This window comes from Algoriphagus lacus (assembly GCF_003583985.1).
Taxonomy (GTDB): Bacteria; Bacteroidota; Bacteroidia; order Cytophagales; family Cyclobacteriaceae; genus Algoriphagus; species Algoriphagus lacus.
Genome location: NZ_QXML01000008.1, coordinates 37,247 through 54,896, shown reverse-complemented (window position 1 = coordinate 54,896; position 17,650 = coordinate 37,247). Strand labels below are relative to the sequence as shown.

The 17,650-nt window shown below is 42.9% G+C and carries 15 protein-coding genes; 13 read left to right on the top strand and 2 right to left on the bottom strand.

The genetic code is table 11. The features are described from left to right. The first annotated feature begins 295 nt into the window (after positions 1 to 295). The 9 genes from D0X99_RS15350 (at position 296) to D0X99_RS15305 (ending at position 11,364) form a co-directional block, all read left to right on the top strand. Positions 296 to 1,552 carry a DUF418 domain-containing protein gene (locus D0X99_RS15350; protein ID WP_119478734.1) on the top strand — a complete coding sequence of 419 codons (1,257 nt, stop codon included), beginning with the start codon at positions 296 to 298 and terminating at the stop codon, positions 1,550 to 1,552. Between the two features lie 147 nt (positions 1,553 to 1,699). Continuing rightward, positions 1,700 to 3,085, top strand: a complete 1,386-nt coding sequence (locus tag D0X99_RS15345; RefSeq protein ID WP_147392241.1) for a hypothetical protein — start codon at positions 1,700 to 1,702, stop codon at positions 3,083 to 3,085. 374 nt (positions 3,086 to 3,459) lie between these two features. Then, positions 3,460 to 4,017 carry a hypothetical protein gene (locus D0X99_RS15340; protein ID WP_119478732.1) on the top strand — a complete coding sequence of 186 codons (558 nt, stop codon included), beginning with the start codon at positions 3,460 to 3,462 and terminating at the stop codon, positions 4,015 to 4,017. A 752-nt stretch (positions 4,018 to 4,769) separates the two neighbouring features. Further along, positions 4,770 to 4,997: a TFIIB-type zinc ribbon-containing protein gene (locus D0X99_RS15335; RefSeq protein WP_233553738.1), complete on the top strand. Its 228-nt coding sequence runs from the start codon at positions 4,770 to 4,772 to the stop codon at positions 4,995 to 4,997. 673 nt (positions 4,998 to 5,670) lie between these two features. Then, positions 5,671 to 5,961 (top strand): hypothetical protein, encoded by a 291-nt coding sequence (locus D0X99_RS15325; RefSeq protein ID WP_119478729.1) that lies wholly within the window; start codon positions 5,671 to 5,673, stop codon positions 5,959 to 5,961. Between the two features lie 219 nt (positions 5,962 to 6,180). Further along, positions 6,181 to 7,563 carry an APC family permease gene (locus tag D0X99_RS15320; RefSeq protein WP_119478728.1) on the top strand — a complete coding sequence of 461 codons (1,383 nt, stop codon included), beginning with the start codon at positions 6,181 to 6,183 and terminating at the stop codon, positions 7,561 to 7,563. 568 nt (positions 7,564 to 8,131) lie between these two features. Continuing rightward, positions 8,132 to 9,025 (top strand): dioxygenase family protein, encoded by an 894-nt coding sequence (locus D0X99_RS15315; RefSeq protein ID WP_119478727.1) that lies wholly within the window; start codon positions 8,132 to 8,134, stop codon positions 9,023 to 9,025. A 278-nt stretch (positions 9,026 to 9,303) separates the two neighbouring features. Then, positions 9,304 to 10,149 (top strand): alpha/beta hydrolase, encoded by an 846-nt coding sequence (locus tag D0X99_RS15310; protein WP_119478726.1) that lies wholly within the window; start codon positions 9,304 to 9,306, stop codon positions 10,147 to 10,149. Positions 10,150 to 10,410: 261 nt separating this feature from the next. Beyond that, entirely contained in the window at positions 10,411 to 11,364 is a 954-nt protein-coding gene (locus tag D0X99_RS15305; RefSeq protein ID WP_119478725.1) for a homocysteine S-methyltransferase family protein, read from the top strand. A 39-nt stretch (positions 11,365 to 11,403) separates the two neighbouring features. On the opposite strand, the gene D0X99_RS15300 is transcribed toward D0X99_RS15305, so the two are convergent. Then, positions 11,404 to 13,287, bottom strand: a complete 1,884-nt coding sequence (locus tag D0X99_RS15300; protein ID WP_119478724.1) for an outer membrane protein assembly factor BamB family protein — start codon at positions 13,285 to 13,287, stop codon at positions 11,404 to 11,406. A gap of 249 nt (positions 13,288 to 13,536) precedes the next feature. Here D0X99_RS15300 and D0X99_RS15295 point away from each other — a divergent pair, with 249 nt between their 5' ends. The 4 genes from D0X99_RS15295 to D0X99_RS15280 all read left to right on the top strand — a co-directional run bounded on the left by D0X99_RS15295 (position 13,537) and on the right by D0X99_RS15280 (position 16,755). Then, entirely contained in the window at positions 13,537 to 14,235 is a 699-nt protein-coding gene (locus D0X99_RS15295; RefSeq protein ID WP_119478723.1) for a hypothetical protein, read from the top strand. A 171-nt stretch (positions 14,236 to 14,406) separates the two neighbouring features. Then, a complete protein-coding gene (locus tag D0X99_RS15290; RefSeq protein ID WP_119478722.1) occupies positions 14,407 to 15,309 on the top strand; it encodes an NAD-dependent epimerase/dehydratase family protein in 903 nt (300 codons plus the stop codon). Positions 15,310 to 15,374: 65 nt separating this feature from the next. Beyond that, the gene (locus D0X99_RS15285) at positions 15,375 to 16,307 is read left to right on the top strand and encodes a tetratricopeptide repeat protein (protein ID WP_119478721.1); all 933 of its coding nucleotides are present in this window, start codon (positions 15,375 to 15,377) and stop codon (positions 16,305 to 16,307) included. A gap of 91 nt (positions 16,308 to 16,398) precedes the next feature. Continuing rightward, positions 16,399 to 16,755: a DUF2200 domain-containing protein gene (locus tag D0X99_RS15280; protein WP_119478720.1), complete on the top strand. Its 357-nt coding sequence runs from the start codon at positions 16,399 to 16,401 to the stop codon at positions 16,753 to 16,755. 45 nt (positions 16,756 to 16,800) lie between these two features. On the opposite strand, the gene D0X99_RS15275 is transcribed toward D0X99_RS15280, so the two are convergent. Continuing rightward, positions 16,801 to 17,481 carry a dioxygenase family protein gene (locus tag D0X99_RS15275; RefSeq protein WP_119478719.1) on the bottom strand — a complete coding sequence of 227 codons (681 nt, stop codon included), beginning with the start codon at positions 17,479 to 17,481 and terminating at the stop codon, positions 16,801 to 16,803. Positions 17,482 to 17,650: the final 169 nt, after the last annotated feature.

The following is a 17,650-nucleotide window of genomic DNA, read 5'->3' as shown; positions in this document are numbered from 1 at the left end:
TGTATAAAGGAATCCTGCCCAAGTCTGAATTTCTAAAAAGTCCCTGCATACTTTCCTAAAAGTCAAATTGTTTAGTGGTGACAGGAAGGCGGGATGTTGTTTGTGAAGTAATTGGATAAGTTAACCAATGGTATTTAGGTAAGGATTGAAGGGGTAAATTTGAAACTCTACCCTTCCCTTTTAAAATTTTGATTAATCCTAGCGATGGAGGCATTCTGTCCTCTTTTCATTCAGGTAGTTGAAATATCGGAGTGTTTGGTTTTTTAGTGTGGTATCCTAAACCCAAAATGGATTTATGAGTCATGAATTTACCCAGCCCATTCAGGCAAATGAACGTGCAGATATTTTAGATATACTTAGGGGTTTTGCCTTACTCGGGATTGCACTGGCCAATTATGGTACGCTTTCTCAATATTTCTTTATATCGCAAGAAACCCGACTAGCCCTCCCCACAGCAAATGTGGATCAATGGCTCAATGGAATAAACACCATTTTCATCAATGGAAAATTTTACTCGCTCTTTTCATTGCTTTTTGGTGTTGGCTTTGCCATTGTGTTTTCACGAAACACTGCACGAGGCCAAAATGGGGTGTCCGTCTTTTACAGAAGGCTTGGTGTTCTGGCCTTGTTTGGGCTTATTCATTGCCTGTTGATTTGGGATGGAGACATCCTCTTTTTCTATGCAGTGGTTGGCTCGTTTTTGCCCTTGTTCAGGAATGTGAGTGATAAAAATTTACTGCTCGTAGCCTTGGTGCTTATTTTTTCACCGCTACTGTTTGATGCAGTTAAAGTGGTCAGTGATGGAAATTGGAGCATGGGTAACTTAATTATTGGGCACCTTCAAAAAATCGATCAATCTCTTGGAATAACTGATGAAAATGTCGGAACCTGGTTGCAGGTAAATTCGAGTTATAAGGATCTCCTCCAATGGAATTCATCGGGGTTTCTATGGGGCTGGCATTTGCGATTGGATTCCAATCGCATTCCCAAAGTCCTGGCCATGTTTCTGATCGGCTTGTATGTGGGAAGAAACGGGCTTTTTCTTAAGCCGGAAAAGAACAAAAAACTCCTGCAAAAACTACAGGTTGCAGGCTTAACCATTGGTATTTCAGCAGGACTTGCCTCGCTTTGGTTTGAACATGACAATCAGCGGTTACCGGAAGCGGGTGGGCTGTGGGACACCCTGTTTCATGCACTCAATGTTGCACCGTTAAGCATTGCCTATGCAGCAACGCTCGCACTTTGGTACTTGAATCCAAAAACTAAAAAAATACTTCTAACCCTTCGTCCGGTAGGCCGAATGGCCTTGACCAATTACATCATGCAAGCAGTATTTGGAATAATAATCTTCTATGGTATTGGGTTTGGATTAGGTTCAGATCTTGGCCCGGCATACTACATGCCTATCGCGATAGCAGTATTCAGTTTTCAGATAATTTACAGCCATCTATGGTTTAGGCATTTCACTTATGGCCCACTGGAGTGGATTTGGCGACAGCTCACGTACGGAAAGCGATTGTCAATCCGAAAAACTGAAATCAAATTAACATGAAACCTCTCATTCGTTTTCTTAGCCTTCCTCGGATCATCCTACCTGAATTAGAGGTTGAACTATTCAGAAACCGAACAATATTGAAATCATCTTGCTCATTAAAAATCAATGGATAAAGAAGAATAAATTAAAATAATGCAAGCAGATATGGAACAGATAACGGCCCAATCTTACCAGTGGAGTGTATTTAAAAAGATGACTTTCCGTTTTGCGTTCATCTTTTTTATCCTGTTCATCCTATGTCTTGACTGGTCAGTTAATCCTGTTTTATCCTATCTCTTCTATGAGGGATACCTCGCAGAACTTTTGGATGGGGCTGTTCAATGGACAGGAAAAAATCTGTTTCACATCCCCTATACCATTATATCGCCCTATGACGGTCAACACAACGATCGAACCTATATCTATTTACTTTATTTCATCATGGCAGCTGCTGCTGTGCTGGGAACAGTGGTTTGGAGTATGTTGGACAGAAGAAAAGCCAACTATGACATACTGTATTATTGGCTCACGACCGTTCTCCGCTACTATTTAGCGTTCACGTTGTTCCTTTTTGCTTTGGAGAAGTTTTTCAAAGTGCAATTTCCTGATCTGGACCTGTATACATTGACCCAGACTGTAGGAGATATGTCGCCTATGAGTTTGGCCTGGACTTTTTTCGGTTATTCTTATGGTTACAATATTTTCATGGGTATTGCCGAAAGCGCGGCCTTGCTCTTGCTGTTCCGCAGAACAATGACCTTTGGTGCCATTCTTACAATATTTACTCTTGCCAACGTCATGGCCGTGAATTACAACTATGATGTTCACGCCAAAATGTACCCGACGGCCTTATTGGTCATGACCCTTTTTCTTTTGCTCCCCAGCATACACAGTTTATTCAAATTTTTCTTTACCGGTCAACCCACTTCCCTTCCCGTAATCCAAGCCCCTGTGTCTAAAAAACGCTGGGTTAATTATTCCAAAACGGCCCTCAAAATTTTGGTAATAGGATGCACTTTAGTTTTTATACTTAATGATTATGCTGATTACAAAAATCAATTAATCGCAAGCGAGTTGAGCAAAGCGCAAAGCGGACTTTCAGGAGTTTATGACATATCCTCCTTTGTACGCAATCAGGATACCTTATCAAGTGGAGACCCAATGCGGTGGCAGGAAATTATTATTGGGGGTGCCAGAGAAAGGATTCGTCTTCAGGGTGACAGCATTGCCTTTTTAAATGTATCAGAGGATAATCATGAAATTCTTGTTCATGGAGACCGACTAAGCTTGGGTATAAAAGAGCAGGAGATCTACAATGAGCTCGGTCTGACTATCAGTACTTACGACAACATGGATTCAATTATGGTTGCTCAACAGGCAAAAAGTCGATTGCAGTTCGAGTTGACTGATTCCGTCACACTGAAGCTAAAAGGCAAAATCAAAAACGATTCTGTATTCGTGATTGCTATAAAAAGGCCGGTTACTTTTAAAGACTTCCGCTTAATGAAAAGGGATTTTCATTGGATAAACGAAGTGGTTTATATGTATTAAAAAGAGAGTACATCGCCATTCAGCTGAAATTTGCCTATCTCTCCTATTAATTGATTCCACCTTTTGGAATTTTAACTTCCCGGCCAAGTGTAGTTTGACGCTTGCCTGAGCATAATTTGAAACCATGCTCTTCTATCCTTTCAAATTTGTTCTTCGCCCCCTCTAGGCTCAGTTTCTTCTCTGCAACTCTGAAGTTCGATATAGTGCTGAGTGAAGGCCCTGTTCGGATTTTGACCAAAATGGAATTTTTCTTGTGCTATCATGAACACCTTTCACTGCCCAAAACCCGCCAAGTCGATGATTTTTAAGCTTTTGTTGGATTGGCATGGTGTATGACCTGATTAACTTGAATTTTTCCAGTTCTATCTACCATTATGAACAAATCCCTCTTCCGAAGTTTTGAAGTGCCTATTATCGGATTGGCTTTTTTGGTTACGCTTATGGTAGTCCTTCGGGAGCATTTCTTGGGGGGAGTCGTGACGCACCATCTCTTGGCTCAGAAGGATCTCCCGGGCTTTTCAAATTGGTGGGGCCTGATTTCAATTCCTATGTTGACTTTGATAAGCCTCAAGGCCATTTTCTGGCGGGAAAAAAGAGCGAAAAGTCTGGGAATTTTTACGGAGAAATTTACATCATCTGTGGTATACTCCTTTCTTGGGGCCTTAGCCTTTGGAATTTTTTGTTCACTCCTTTATGAGTTTGACTTTATTGAACTGTTGAAATACGCCCTGTTCCTGCCCATCCTACTTGCTATTTTTCTTCCTGTCCATCGCTTCGAAAACCTTTTGGGGTTTGCCATCGGAATGCAGGTTTCTTTTGGTGGAGTGTTGCCGATTATTATCGGAAGTGTCTTGTTGGGTTTGAGTTTTTTTGTCTATCAGGTGATTCACCGAGGCGGCTTGTATCTGATTGGTACTTTCAGAAGATCTTGAATATTCGGAGGCTGATTTTTTAGCTTTCTTCTTTCAGACCAAACTTTTCAACAGAACCCCTAGCCTCAGGCTAGGCGTAGTTTCTTTTCAGTAACTCTGAAGCTCGATAAGGCGCCTGGTGGAGTTTGGCTGCCCTGCAAGCTGGCCGAAGGCTAATTCCGCTCTCTATCGGAATTCTTTACGCCTTGTCCTACCTCCTATCCTTGCCATTCCGATAATTATCGGGATGCAATTGGTTTTATATCCATAAGTCTTGTCTTGCCCTAGGCAAGTTTTATACCGCGCACCTCCATCCATCTGAATTTGCAATTCCCTTCCCCAATTTGGCGAGGTTCTTTTTCCTTGAGATGCTTGTGATATAGCCTAGGAGACAGTTGAGCGGAGCATAACAAAAGCCGCTGCCTATACTTTTTACGCTGAATACAGCAAAAAAATCAGGATAGCCTGAACCTTGATAGCAAGACGATGACCTGTTTAGGGTAATTCGTATTTTCAAGACAACCCTAACTACCTGATAGCCAAAATCGATCGAAGGAAGGAAGGTCAACTGCCCAGCACCGATCCGATTGAATTCAAACCTTCATCAATTTGACTGCGTTAAGTCCGGGAAAGTGTGGAGAAACCTGGCCAAAGAAATTAGGGGGAAGTTTCCCGAAAGCCATCAGTTTCTGATCTTACCACAACTTTCATTGATTACATTAAAAAAACCTTAACCAATAATTGATCACACGATGAAATGTCCAACCTGTAATGTGGCCCTAGTAATGACCGAACGAAGTGGCATAGAGATCGACTATTGCCCAGAATGCCGAGGGGTTTGGCTCGACCGAGGAGAACTTGATAAGATCATTGAACGCTCCTCCACGCCGGTCAAAAGTATCCATCCGGAATTTCACCCTGAAAAGCCCTACTATTCCAAAGACAGCGACTACCGCTACAAAAAGAAGAAAAGTCTGCTGGGTGATTTGTTTGACTTTTAAGAAAAGTCAATCCCTAACCCAATGGTGAGCATTCGGCTTGTCTTAGGTTGAAATTACACCATACGGCGAGGATGATTTTTTTGTTCCCCCTCCACTGGCGCAAGCCATTTAATATTCAGCTGATCAAAACCATAGCCCAGGTGGAAGATGAGCAAAGTCCCATCTAAAACCCTGGGCTTTGTCATTTCTGGCCGGAACGGAAAACCATTTCAAGGATTTTCATTTCCCATTCAATCCAATTTCAGCTTTTAGCTGAAGTGATTCAGCTCTGAGCCGATACTTTTCACCTTTTAGCTGATGTGTTTCAGCTTTGAGCCGATACTTTTTAGCTGATAGCTGATTTGTTTCAGTTCCGAGCCGATACTTTTTAGCTTTTTGCTGAAGTTTTTCAGTCCCGATCAGATACTTTTCAGCTTTTGGCTGAAGTGTTTCAGTTCCGAGCCGATACTTTTCAGCTTTTGGCTAAAGTGTTTCAGCTCTGAGCCGATAGTTTTCACCTTTTTGCTGATGTGTTTCACCTTTGAGCCGATACGTTTCAGCTTTTTGCTGATGTCTATCCCGATTTTTTTTTTACCAAACCTGACTGAGGCATTATTAATTTGTAATTCACCAATCAAAAAGCTCCCTAATCCAATTCATTGCAAATACCACCCCGCCTCGTTAACTTATCGGTATGGGCGATTCATTCACTGCCAAAAACAAAAAAACTGAGCGATTGGTGTTTTTTCTAAGCTTGGGAGCTTCGGCTTTTTGGGGGATTGGGAAGGTGATGGATGTCTACCAATTTGCTGCTGTCGGTGCTGTTTACGAGTTGCTTTGGCTTCCCTTTCTGACCTTACTAGTTGGGCTCCCTTTGGTTTCATTCGTTTTTTGGGCCAAGGAAAAATTCAAACTCAGTTCTCTTTACCTCTATGCAACACTGATCTGTGCTGCTACTTTAATTGGAATGATCGCTAGTGGCTAATCCCTCTCTAGTGTAAATCAATGCATACCTGAGCATGAGTTGAAAAACTTGCAAGCATCCCTTGTTCTGATTTTACTTCAAATTGACTTTTGGAATGGATGCGGAGGTATAGACTTCCGCAAGATTCTTCCCCCACCTTGAGTTGTGTATCACAATATCCCGAAGGTTCCCATATATTGAAGTAGAATACAACCAGCCGAACCTCTTTCAAAAAACTGCATGAGCGAAAAACCAGTGGTTACAAAAGGCCTGAAAAAAGTACTGGGATTTGGCTCCCTGTTTATTATCGCGATCGGTTTAGTGGTTTCCCAGGCATCAGTTGTATCGATCATTCAAGGGGCAGGTCTAGGCGGAGGTTCTTTTTTTATTGCCATACTGATCGCGTTTATTCTTACCGTTTGCTACATCTCCACTTATTCCGAACTGGCGTTGATGATGCCCAAAGCAGGCAGCATCAGTACCTACACAGCCGTCTCAGCAGGACATTTCCCGGCCATTGTTGCTGCCCTTTCAGCTTATGTGGCTCCGGCAATCTTTGCCTGGCCGGCTGAATTACTACTGATGGAACATGTGCTCGACAGCTTTTCGCCAGGTTCATTTACCCACATTTCCTTAGCCTTGTTATGGTTTTTTGCCATCCTTAATATTCTGGGCATTGATTTATTTGCCACCATACAAGGCTTCATTTCTTACACCATGCTGGTGACTTTGCTGGTAATTGGCTTTTCCGGTTTTGCAAGTGAAACAACAGATGGAACCCCTGCCATTGAAATATGGCAAGAACTGCTTCATTCAGACAGTTCGGTGTTTTCATTGGTATTACTTGCGCTATGGGCTTTTATTTCCTTTGAGGTGGCGTGTGACTTAATTGAGGAAACTAAAAATCCAAAAAAGCACCTACCGAAAGCGATGTTCCTTGCCAGTTTCACCATGCTTCTGGTTTACGGCTTACTTGCGTTTACGGCAATGAGATTGGTGCCTGCTACGCAACTAGCCAATACAGACATCCCCCACTGGGTTTTAGGTCAGGCCATTTTTGGAAATACCGGTAAACTTATCATTGTCGTGTTGGCAATCACGACTACCAGTGGAGCGATAAGTTCTGCTCTAGCTGCTCTTCCAAGGTTATTGTATGGAATGGCACACCACAAACAATTGCCCGCAATCTTTATGAGATTACACCCAACACGAAAAACACCCTGGTTTGGCATCTTGGTGCTTTCAGTGGCGACTACAATTCCCATTTTGATTTTTGGTAAAAATCCTGATGCCCTCCTGATGCTGCTTATCTCAGCGGCAAGCTGTTGGTTGCTTACTTATATCATAGCACATATTGATTTGATTATACTCCGAAAAAAATATCCAGCCCATCACCGTCCCTATAAATCCCCTGTGTTCCCTTCGCTCCAGCTAGTAGGGATCATAGGAATGGCTTTTGCCTTTATCAACTGTGCCCCAACTCCGGAATTGCGGTTAAAAATATACATCAATACCGCTTTGTTTATTGGGCTAACAGCAGCGTTTGCCTTTTTCTGGGTCAGGAATAAAATGAAAAAAGGATTGTTTGAAGCCGAAGCAATCGAGCAGGCGATAAAGGATTAAATGATGGAAAAAGATTGGAGGCTGTTTGTTTTGCCAGGTCCGAGCGTAAAAAGCGGATTGGCTTGAGTTAAGCCATTAAAACCAACTTAGATCCAGCACCATTCAATCTTTGGAAGAATCTAAAATTCATTTAATCACCAGATGATTTCTAGATAAGGATAGGATTAGTACTCCAAAAAGTTGTTCTGGTAATCCAAGTCTCCCTGCAGCTAGAAGTCAGATTGCAAACACCTCTTCCGGAATTGGAGGTAAAACTGTTATTCTTCGGCATTCCATAATTACCAAAAAATGTTCCCCGAAAAGAATTTGGATCGATTGGGAAGTTTATCCGTACAGTTCGTCCTAAGTCAGAGGTCAGGATGTACTTTTTTCCTTACATAGGTGTATCATATTTCCATCCTTCCTGATTGAAACACAGACAGCGGAAAAGAATAACCACGATCGGCCGTCCTTTCTCTTTTGGAATTCCGGTAATCAAAATGATTTGAAAAAAAACCGAATGCTCCGGATCCTTTTCGGAATGAAAAAAGAAAAGTGAATCGGCATTTACACCTTAAACCCATCAACCATGCAACGCAGAGATTTCATCAAAACCACCGCCCTATCCGCTATCGCAGTCAGTACTACGGGTTTTATCCGCTTCGACGGTAAACACTACATAGGCAACTGCGAAACAACCTCCGACGTTTTGGGGCCGTTTTACCGTCCCGACAGCCCGCTTCGCCAAAATCTCGTGATCGAAGGCCAAAAAGGTGACCCGATTGAATTGATGGGGAAAATACTGCACGAGGACTGCACAACTCCCTACAAAAACGCCAAAATAGAACTCTGGCATTGTGATGGAAATGGGGTGTACGACAATGAATCCGCGGATTTTAAATACCGGGGCACCGCCTATTCCGATCAGACAGGCAGCTATTCTTTCAACACCATTTTACCGGTTCCTTATGGCGAAGGAGAAAATTATCGCCCGGCACATTTTCACCTGATGATAACGACTGAGGGATATCAGCCCTTGGTGACACAGCTTTATTTCGTGGGGGACCCATGGATTGAGAAAGATGAATTGTCTTCCTCTCCTACAGCAATAAGAAGAATTCTGGAAGTACAAAATCTGGGAAACGGGTCCAAAAAAGTGGAATACAATGTGAGCATGGCTCAAAAACTTGCCGCTGAACCTGCAGCGATCGAACGGTTAGTTGGATTATACACCAACGAGAAGGACAGCACCAAAACCATGGAGTTGTTCAAAAAGGACAACCAATTGTGGATGAAAAACGAACCCTTCGGACAGAACCTGGAATTCCTCGGAATGAATACGTTTACCCTACCGGGAATCCCTCCACAACACAAGTTAACCTTCGTTTTTGAACCCATGCTTTCCGGTGCGGTAAAGTTGACGGAAACGTATTCGAATGACAAAGGAGATAAGAATGTTACGGTGTATTTGAAGTCGGCTTAAGGAAAAAACCGATTTGGATTTCTTGGCAGATTGCGAGTTTACCGTAGCGTCCAATTAGGAGAGTTATTTAAACTTCATCAGGAAATTTATTTCAAATCCAATCAAGTGCCGGGCAATCCCTAACCCAGAAGAGTTTTGACAACTGCAATCTGAATGGATCAAAAGGGTGGAATAAAATTCCGCCCGTCTTCCTAATGCAATCAAAAGACGAAGGAGAACACTTTGTTTGGCAGGAGAAATATTGAATTGCTTACCTTAGAAAAAGCAACTATTCCACGATGATCCTCAGGCAAATCCTCCTCAGTCTACTTCTCCAGCTTTGTTTTGCTACATGGGCCTATCCCCAAGAAAAGGTAATCTATAAACAAATCGATACCCTGGAACTGTCAATGGAGGTGTATCGGCCCAATCAATCATCGGAAACAGATACTTATCCTGCTCTGGTCTTCTTTTTTGGTGGGGGGTGGACAGGAGGTTCAACAGCCCAATTTGAACCTCATGCCCGATATTTTTCAGAGCGGGGCATGGTTTGTTTTTTGGTTGATTATAGAGTCAATTCTAGGAATCAAACTACCCCATTTGAGTCATTGATGGACGCCAAGTCTGCAATTCGGTATATCCGAATGCATGCAGATCAATTTAAAATTGACCCTTATCAAATCGTAGCAGCTGGAGGTTCTGCAGGTGGACATTTGGCAGCAGCTACGGCACTGATTGATTCCTTTAACGAATCCAGTGATGACCTAAAAGTTAGCTCCAAACCAAACGCCTTGGTACTTTTCAATCCTGTCATCGACAATGGCCCGGGAGGCTATGGGTTTGAACGGATCGGAGCCCAATACAAGGACTTTTCTCCTCTACACAATATCCAAAAAGATTCTCCCCCCACAGTGCTTTTTTTGGGAACCAAGGATGATTTGATCCCGGTGGAAACCATGGAATACTATCAAAAAGTTATGGAAAAGGTCGGCAGCAGATGTGAATTACATCTGTACAAAGATCAAATTCATGGATTCTTTAACTACCGGAATTTTGAATTTTACAAAGAGACACTTTTAAAGGCTGATGAATTTCTGGTTTCGCTGGGGATATTGAGTGAGTTCCCAAAAGTGGAAGTGAAGTAAGAAATTGAAATTGTATTGATTTCTTCCTTTTGGTTGCAATTGTATTATCGTAATAATCCAATTGAAATAAGGTTAAGTAATTTCAGAATAATTACCTCCCTTTTAAAACCAAGGTTCTAAAAGGATAAAATCGATTTTTTTGGTCGGATGAAATAGAAAAAAACTGAAGTACCGATTAGCGTTTTTTTTGAATTAAATATCTTGAATTTCAGTGGATTACACCCGAATTTCAATACCTTCTTACTCCAAAAAACTATTATCATGAATTCTTCTTTTCAAAAATTCCCCACTGAATCCAGTGATTTGTATTTAACAGATGGAGGCCTTGAAACTACCTTGGTTTTTCTTGAAGGATTCGATCTTCCGTGTTTTGCAGCCTTTGATTTACTAAAAGAAGAAAAAGGAATAGAAGCCTTGAGAAGTTACTATAGGCGCTTTTTGGAAATAGCAGCGAATAACCAAACCAATTTTATTTTGGAAAGCCCCACTTGGAGAACTAACCCTGATTGGTTAAAGCAAATTGGATATTCCCCCGAAGATCTCCTGACCCTAAATCAAAAAGCCATCCAACTGATGCAGGAATTGAAAGAAGAATATTCCTCTAAAATTCCACAAATCCTCATCAGCGGTTGCTTGGGACCACGAGGAGATGGTTACCAAGTCAGGAATCAAATGGATGCCAAAGAGGCCAAATCCTATCATGCCCCTCAAATAATGGCTTTTTCAAAATTCGGGGTTGATCTGGTCTCAGCAATTACCATGACAAATGTTGAAGAAGCCCATGGAATTGCCCAAGCCGCCTCCGATGCCAATATTCCCTGTGTAATATCTTTTACGCTTGAAACAGACGGCAAACTTCCATCAGGGATGCCCATTCAGGAGGCTATTACACTAGTAGACCATAGTGATTCAGTACCTCCCATTTATTACATGATCAATTGTGCTCACCCTGATCATTTTATGGATAAACTTATCCGGGGAAAAGAGGATCCTTGGATTCATCGAATTAGGGGGATTCGAGCAAATGCAAGTTGTAAAAGTCATGAAGAATTGGATAACTCCACAGAATTGGACCGGGGAAATCCGGCTGATCTGGGATTACAATACCGTGAAATCAAGGAAAAATTCCCTCACATGACTGTTTTTGGTGGTTGCTGTGGCACCGATGAAGAACATGTAAAGGAAATAATTCTACAGGTTAAGACTGTTAGCTAATTCAAACCAAAACCAGTGACTCTCCGAAAAGCTTAGCGATTACTGGCTTTTCACCTTAAATGCCAACAGCACATTTCCAGGCATTTCACCAAACATTCCATAGCCTGAATTGACATAGAGCATCCCATCAGCAACTACCGGTGATGGACCATCAATAGAACCTCCTTTTCCTTTTTGGCCATTTACTGTTTCATATTCCCTGACGGTATCAAATTCCCACAAAACGGTCCCGTCCTTAGCAGAATAAGCCCGAACAAATCCGTTGAGATCTCCTTCGAAGACTATTCCGGGAATAACCGTAGGTGCAGCGGAATTTGACTGCTGACAATCCTTACGAGGACCATTTGCACAAGGTGGGGGAGCAACTTTCCAAACTTGCTTTCCTGTTTGGAGATTGAGTGCATAGATCCCGGGAGTGGGAACAAGAGTAGAATCACTGGGATCCAAACCGTTAATATTATCGGAATTGGCAGCATAGACCAATTCACCGTCTGTAGCCATTCCCCAGTGTACCCCTCCCAAGGCTCCACCTTTTCCGATTCGGGTTTGCCAAATTACTTTGCCATTTTCCGGAAGTAAGGCATGAACTACTCCTGATTTTTGACCTACCACCAGGATATCTCTCTTACTGATTTTGTCATAAACCAAAATGGGAGCCATTCCAAAATCCACATCAGGGCCGGTTGGCGTCGGACAGTTAGGATTCCCTGGGCATGCCAAATTCCAGGTGTCATTTTTTGTAGCCTGCCAATTCCAAATTAGCTTTCCTGTTTTCAGATCAAGTGCCTGAATGGCATCACTGGTAGCTGTTGGCGGATAGGTATAGTTTTCACCTGTTCCGATATACAATAATCCTCTTTTGGAATCAATTGTAGGACTCGCCCAAACAGGAGCTCCGGCTGGTCCATAAAAAGATCCTCCATTTTGTTTTTTACCAGAAACTTTTGCCTCTTCGGCAATTACCCGATGTTTCCAGATTTCTTCCCCGGTATTTGCATCCAATGCCGTAACTCCTCCTGAAGATGTGCAACACCCATAATCCGGATCCTGAGCCGAGACTACCTCGAATGACGATATCGGGATATAAACAATATTGTTAAAGACAACCACTGAACCAGTCACAGAAGACAAAGGATGATGTCCGGCTCGTTTCTTCCAGATAAGTTCTCCTGTCCGGATATCTATTGAATAGGCATTGGTGGCATAATCTGCAAAAAATGCAGTTAGTTTATCCCCGGAAACAGTATAGGTAATTGCTCCTCTTATCGCTGCATCAGCCTGAAAAACCCATCCTATTTGTCCAGTATGTCGGTTTAATGCATAGACCTCCCCAAACTGACTCCCTACTATCATCCAATCACCAATGATGGCCGGTTTACTTCTTACTACGGATGCATTCGGAAAAGCAAAACTCCATTTTAACTCCAGTGAAGAAACGTTTTCGGGCGTGATTCCTGCTTGAGCTGCAGATCGGAAACCAGATCCTTCCAAGTCCCCTCCCCAACCTGCATAGTTAAACCCGGAAGCAATATCCTTATCTGAAATTTGAAAGGGCGTGTAAGCCGATTCCGGAATTTCAACTTTCACCAATTTTTTATTGGTTAAATATTGTGCCACAGCTTCCTTTTCTGAATCGCTTAATGCGGCTGCCTGAACACGCATTTTGCCCATATTCAGGGCTGCTAGGATTGCATGGGGAGACATTCCAGACAATAAGCCTTTCGCTGGAGCCAAATTCGTATTTCCTTCTGTATGACACGCGGCACAGACAGTGGAATAAGTCTGTTCCCCCAACTTTAGTACTTCCTCAGCTATCGGAGTATCTTCAGCGGGTAGACTTGATTCATTTATATTTTCCACCGGTTTTTGACAGGAAGAAATCAGAAATAAAACGAGTGCGGAATAAAAATAAAGTCTGTTCATGGCTTAAGTTATTCTGGGTTAAGTACTTAATCAAAAATTGACCAGAATCAATTTAAGAATAAAAATTGTGCATTTTTAATTTTTATTGTCTTTTGCCAAGAAAATCTTTCGGTTAAAAATTTCATTAGCTTAAAGGTGAATTTTGATTGAAATTTTATTGGAGATAGTCGAAAGAATCGCTTTTAAACTACTGGTTAGAAAAAACTGAAAACATAAAATTGATATTTCACCTTAGAAGACCTTTCATTAATGCACAAATACCGACACTCCTTCAAATCCTATTTTCCGGCGTATTTTATTTTTTTGCTTCTGGTCCAAACTCCTCTTTGGGGACAGGTTCTAGTTCATCAGGAACCAAGGCATAGGCCCGTTTTTGAAAATAAGGAAATCCGGATTTTAGATGTTCTTTTTCCCCCTGGAGACACTACCCAATATCACGTTCATACCACTCCCTCAGTCTTCATCAATTTCACCACTACTGCAGTGGGTTCGCAAGTGATGGGAAAAGAAAAAACAAACTCAGAATCCCGAGCGGGGGACATTTTAGTAGAGGATTTATCCGGTTCCAATACTCGGACACATCGGGTTTGGAATAGAGATAATGCCGTTTTTCATGTGATGGATGTGGAATTACTTTACCAAGATTTTGATTGGGAGGTCCCTCCCTTGGATTTGTCAGATCTCAAGTTGGAAATTGATACCACTTGGGTCCGGGTTTACAGGCTGAATCTATCCGAAGGAAAGCAGTTTCAGTTGGAAAAACCCAAGCAATCCTTCCTTTTGGTTTCGCTTCAGGATGCCTCAGTAGAAATTGAAAGCAATGGAAAATCCCAGACTCAAAATTTAAAGCAGGGAAGCTTTATCACTATCCCAAGAAAGAAATCTTTTTCAATCAACCATTCAGGAAAACAGCCCGCTCAATTGGTATTACTGGAATTTCCAAAGTGATGAGTCAAGTCCATTATAGCTTTAAAGGAATGAAATGAAGAAACAGTGAACCTGACTTTTTATTCCCCTGAAATCAATCAGATTGGATTCTTTCTCCAGATTTTGTACCTCGTAATTATTTCTTACTAGAAATGCTGGACCAAAACCCGTTGTATTTAATTCATAGCAAACATGGCTAAAAAGCGAATTTTCTTTACTGGAGGTTCAGGAAAAGCAGGCCGGCACGTCATCCCTTACCTTCTGGAGCAAGGCCACCGCGTAATGAATGTGGACCTCACTCCCTTGAACCATCCCGGTGTGGACAATCTGACCGCAGACATCACTGACTCAGGACAGATGTTCAACGCGATGAGCATGTATGCCGGGTTTGACGAAATGGAGCCTGGCACTGGCGTCCCCGCATTTGACGCCGTTGTGCACTTTGCTGCCGTACCTCGCATCCTAATCAAGCCCGACAATGAAACCTTTCGCGTCAACACCGTTGGGACGTACAACGTGATCGAAGCGGCCGTGAAATTGGGCATCAAAAAGATCATCATTGCCTCCTCCGAAACGACCTATGGCATTTGCTTTTCCGACGGAAAAACCGATCCGAAGTACCTCCCGCTCGACGAAAACTACGATGTCGATCCCATGGACAGTTACGGCCTTTCCAAGGTAGTAAATGAGCAGACGGCCCGAAGTTTTCAGCGCAGGACAGGAGTCGATATCTATTCGCTACGAATCGGAAATGTGATCGAACCCCACGAATACGCCACACTTTTCCCATCTTATTTCAAAAATCCTGAGGTGCGACGCCGCAATGCCTTCTGCTACATCGATGCCCGGGACTTGGGACAGATCGTGGATCTATGCCTTCAAAAAGACGGTTTGGGGTACCAGGTATTCAATGCCGGCAATGATCACAACGGAGCAATCATTCCGAGCAAAGAACTGGCTGAGCGCTTTTTCCCAGGCGTACCTCTTACCCGGGAATTGGAGGAGCACGAGGCCCTGTTTTCCAACCGGAAAATCCGGGAAGTGTTGGGCTTCAAAGAGCAGCACAATTGGCGGAAGTATGTGAAAGGAGAATAGTGCTTTTATTGTTATTTTCAGCTTCTTGCCCACGGTTTCAACCGTGGAAAATTCAACAAACTACCATGAGAAACCTCTTACTGCTCACTCTTTTTTACCTCCTATTGAGCTGCGATCCGCCAAAGGAACAGACCGAAGAAGTTGTTTTGGTGGACTCCACTTTTACGACTCCTCTAGGTAAAACTTTTGAAATTCCCAACCCTTCTGAAAAGCTCTTAGCCCAATACGAAGAAGCAAAAGCAGCCTTTGAGGCCAGTCCGGATGATGTGGAGGCCATTATTTGGTTTGGAAGACGTACCGCTTACCTTGGTCAATACCGCCAAGCCATCGACATCTACACCAAAGGCCTGGAAAAATTCCCCAACGACCCCCGACTCTACCGTCACCGGGGTCATCGCTACATTAGCATCCGGGAATACGACGAGGCAATAGATGATTTTGAAAAAGCTGCTCAACTAATCGAAGGCACACCGGATGAAATCGAACCAGATGGCATGCCTAATGCGATGAACATCCCGGTCAGTTCACTTCACAGCAATATTTGGTATCACCTTGGACTGTCTTACTACCTTACTCACCAATACGAAAAAGCATACACCGCATACCTTAAGTGTCGGGAAAGTGGCAAGCATTATGACAACATTGTTTCCGCAACTCATTGGCTGTACATGATTCAGCAGCGCTTAGGAAATCCAACTAAAGCTGATTCCCTTTTGACCCCAATTCATGCTGACTCTACGGTAATCGAAAATCAGAGCTATGCGGATCTTTGCAGGCTCTACAAAGGTTGGATTCCGGTGGATTCCCTGATTCAGGAGGGACCCGGCAGCCCATCCAATGACGCCGTGCGCTACGGAGTGGCCAACTGGTACCTGTATCATGGAGATTCTGTCCAAGCCAGGCAAATGATGGAATCGCTGGTCAATGAAAAGGCTTTTACCTCATTTGGCTACTTGGCAGCGGAGAGTGATCTAATGCGGATTTTTGGAGCTAAATAGGAGGATAAACCTCTCCTCGTTTCACCAAATCCAGATCAGAATACAAAAAAATACGGTCAATCTTTATCCTTAAGAAAATCATAATTTCATCATGAATGGTACCTCCGACGATCGAATTGCCAAAATGACTTTTGCTACTGTCTTTCCTCTTTACCTTGCCAAAGTGGAAAGAAAGGGAAAAACTAAGGAAGAGTTAATCAAAGTTATTGAGTGGCTTACAGGATTTGATCAACAGCAACTTCAGGAGTTGGTGGATCAAAAGGTGACGTTTCAGGAATTTTTCTCCAAAGCCAAGCTCAACCCGAATGCAAAACTAATTACCGGTGTAATCTGTGGCTATCGGGTGGAAGAAATCGAAAATCCCCTAACTCAGCAAGTCAGATTCATGGACAAACTGGTGGATGAGTTGGCTAATGGCAAAAAGATGGAGAAAATACTACGAAACTAGAAATTAAGATTAGCTAGGCTGATCCTTAACTACCGCTCCCGACTTTTACGCCACCGTTATCACCTTCCTCAGGGTATAGCCATCCTGCAGATTTCCCGTCACAGAATCCGCCATGTTTCCTGCCAAACTGTTGCGAAAAACTCCGTCCTTTTCATTTGGCGTATCTTCCTTCCCTTTGTATCCCCTGCTGGCGTAAACTGCTGAGGTGCTTTCTTCCGGAAAGGCCACTTGCGTGCTGAGTATCATTTTTTCATCTTTCAGTACATCCACATGAATATGGGGAGCTCGCCCGGGATACCAACCGGGAAAAATACTGATAAAAGAAACCTCCCCGTTTGCGTCGGTAGTCTGTCGCCCCCGTAGGAAAGAAACTTGGGTGAAATCCATTTTCTGAAGACGGTGATTTCCATATTCCGAATAATAGCCCTCCGCATCGCAATGCCAAATATCAACCTGTACTCCTGACAAAGGGGAGCAGGATTCACTTTGATCCTGAATTTTCAAATTGATCAACAAGGCAATCCCCTGTCGATCGGCGACGATGTTTGCCCGCATTAGTTCAGCAGGAGATTTGATGGGGAAAGGGCCACGGGTTTCCTTGGGAGAAACCTCACAGGCAGCATCCTTGGAATCTGAATTAATTTTTGAATCAGATCCCATCACCGGCAGAGCGACAATGGTTCCAAAACTTGCCAGGGTTTTCTTTAAAAATTCGCGCTTCTTCATGGGTTTGGTTTGGGTTGAAAGGATAAAAATTACTGAAATTCACTGACTTACCAACAGCTAGAAGTAATAAAGAAAAAATAGAAATGGAATGACAGTGAAGGGCTACTAAGAAGACTAATTCCCTATCTCCAATCCAACTGAAAATCACTACCTTCAGATTAGCACCCTT